The sequence below is a fragment of the Chlorogloea sp. CCALA 695 genome, assembly GCF_003003885.1.
Taxonomy (GTDB): domain Bacteria; phylum Cyanobacteriota; class Cyanobacteriia; order Cyanobacteriales; family Chroococcidiopsidaceae; genus Aliterella.
This window is the reverse complement of the sequence record NZ_PVWN01000140.1, coordinates 1-2,828: the sequence shown is the minus strand read 5'-3', so window position 1 is coordinate 2,828 and position 2,828 is coordinate 1. Positions and strand designations below refer to the sequence as shown.

2 protein-coding genes are annotated in these 2,828 nt (G+C 43.4%); one reads left to right on the top strand and one right to left on the bottom strand.

What is annotated here, in order from left to right; genetic code table 11:
* The first annotated feature begins 128 nt into the window (after positions 1-128).
* Positions 129-842 (top strand): hypothetical protein, encoded by a 714-nt coding sequence (locus C7B70_RS26215; RefSeq protein WP_146134183.1) that lies wholly within the window; start codon positions 129-131, stop codon positions 840-842.
* Here the strand turns inward: C7B70_RS26215 and C7B70_RS25445 are convergent.
* A complete protein-coding gene (locus C7B70_RS25445; protein WP_106371650.1) occupies positions 723-2,417 on the bottom strand; it encodes a PAS domain-containing sensor histidine kinase in 1,695 nt (564 codons plus the stop codon). The two genes, C7B70_RS26215 and C7B70_RS25445, sit on opposite strands and share 120 nt — an antisense overlap.
* Positions 2,418-2,828: the final 411 nt, after the last annotated feature.

Genomic DNA, 2,828 nt, shown 5'->3' with positions numbered 1-2,828 from the left:
AGCCGTGTAAGGCGAAAGTTTTACGCACGGATCTAACAGAGAGGGGCGAGGCATAATAGCCTCCCTCGACTCTAACCTTACATCATCAACTCGAAAAGAATTTTCCTAACTACAGCACAAAGCCAGATTTGCTCCCAGAGGATGCTTTATGGACAGTTTACCCAAGCACGGAGCCACTAAATTTTTTACTGGTTAATATTAACACCCTAGAATCAACTAGCTCTGATTCTTCTAAGCTAAAAAGAGAAAATCAAAGAAAAGTTGATTGGTTTAAGCTAACAGGGCAAATTGAGTCGGTGGCAAGCGGAAGTATTACTGTCGTTATCCGGCGGAACCAACAGCGACGTAAAAGAAAAAAGGATGGTTTGAAATATCAACCCTTTGCCCTGGAAATTGTGGGTAGTTTGCCTGGCGAATCTGTAGGGCAAATTTGGGAACTAGAAGTGCAACGGCAAAAAGAAACACTGGTTTTAGGCAAGGGATATTTTGTGCGTGGTTCGCTAGGAAAGCCGAAGGTAATAGAGCCTGTACCGCAAGAGAACGCTAGTACAAGTACAAAGGCTGCAACCGATACGTTGTTGTCACTAGAGAGTAAGTTTGGTATTGAACAATCATCAGTGCAGGCTCTAGTAGAGAAGGAAGGACGAACTAATCCCCAAGCAGGAGACTGTGAGGCAAAGAGCGAACTACAACAAACGGATGCGACTGAACCAATGCCAGCATTAGCTAATGCTGGCAGTAACAAAACTGTCGGGAAGATTACGGTTATTGAGCGGGAGCGTGACTATGAATGCGGTACCAATGTTGACCTCACTCTCTACCCAAATTTGTCCACCGTGTAAATCTACAGATTTTTTAACAATGGCTAGCCCCAATCCTGTACCCGAAATAGTACCCACATTGCTACCTCGTTGAAATGAATTGAACAGTTGAGCTTGGTCTATATTAGGAATACCAATGCCTTCGTCTTGAATCTGGAATATTACTTCTCCCAGTTTGTAAATGAGGTCAAACCGGATTGTGCCTCCCTGGGGTGAATACTTGATGGCATTGGAGAGCAGATTGCTGAAAATGTGTAGTAGCAATTTTTCATCCATGTAAGCATCAACGCATTCACCTTGCTTGCCAAAGACAATTGTGTGAGTGTTGGTGGTGAGTTGTATTTCTTCCACCAGCTTACGGCAATATTGTTCCAGTTCCAAAGAAGTTGGATTGAACTCTAATTTGCCTGCTTCGGCTTTCCCAATTAGCAGCACATCACTCAATAATCCGTTCATGTGCTTGACTGCTCTTTGAATCCGTTGGAGATGTTCAAGTTTTTTTGCTTCAGTAAATTTGTGGCTGTAGCATTCTAGTATTTCGGCGGAAGACAAGATTGTGGTCAACGGTGTGCGGAACTCGTGGGAGGTCATAGTAACAATTGCAGATTTGAGGAGGCTAAGTTCTTTTTCTTTTTCCAGCGCACTGCGTAATTCTGCCTCAACTTGTTTCTGGTCATCAATATCCGTACCAGTGCCAACCCACTGAACGATTTTTCCGTTCTCGTTTTTCATCGGCAAAGCTCGACCCAAGTACCACCGATAAGCTCCGTCTGACGCTCTTTTGAAGCGGTACTCAATTTCGTAACTTTTTCCTGTTTGATAGGCTTGAGTCCACTGGTCAATACACAATTGTAGGTCTTCTGGATGTAAAACGCTCCCCCAGCCCGACCCCTCGGTTTGCTCCAGCGTCATGCCAGTGTAGTTGTACCAGCGCTCGTTGTAGTAATCAAGAAAGCCATCAGGTCGAGCCGTCCAGACAATCTGCGGCATAGCGTCCGCTAAGAAGCGGTAGCGTTGCATACTTTGGTGCAGTAACTTATTAGCTTGCTCACGTTCAGCAATCTCCTTTTGTAAAGCCAAGAGCGCAGATGATAATTCACTGGTTCGTTCGCTCACCCGATCTTCCAACTCGTTATGAGCTTGAAGCAGCATCTCTTCTGCCTGCTGGCGCTCTCTAATTTCTTGAGAAAGGTTTTGGTTTGCTATTTCCCATTGTGTCGGGCTGGGAAGCACGAGGGCTTCAGGAATTAAATCAAATAGTTCCGACGCTGTATACAACGAAACTATTGCTGTAATCACTTTAAGACCCCCAGCTAGCCAATAGGTCGGATACCAAAGTGTCCAAATTTCCATCAGATGAGTTGTGCCACAGGAAACAATGAAAGCGGCAAAGAGTAGAAAAATTCCCTTGAAAGGTACATCCTGTCGCTGGCGGACGAAGTAGAATAGCATAACTGGAATTGAATAGTAGGCAAGTGCAATTAGCAAGTCCCCTACAATATGTAGACCCAATAGGTAAGGATTCCAGAGATAGCAATGACCGTGAGAAACAAACTGCCCTAAGTCAAATAAATTTTCTATAAATTTTATTATCAATTATCGCTCTTCTTGTAGTTGAGGTAAATCTTTACTATTAAGTAACCGCTACGGAGAACGCAACGGTGAAAATACTTAAGCTTTAAAGTGTTTACCTTAATAAAGCCCGTAATTATACGCCAGGTGAGATAAGGATAAATACTATTAATTCTCTCGTTTGTACTACGGCATTAGCACTTAAACATCGCACGGATTATCTTAATAGGCTGCTATCGCGCAACTGGCTATTTGCTCTCCTGAGAGGCTCCCAAAACTAACAGCTAGCTTCAAACAAACATAGTTGAATTGCTTTGGGTTCAGTGGCTCCGTCAAGATTCGATAGAGAAATACCTAATAAGTAGGTAGACACAATTAATTACACAAAGCAGGGAGAAATTAACTAAACTAGCACTCGTTGTTAATTGGAGATGG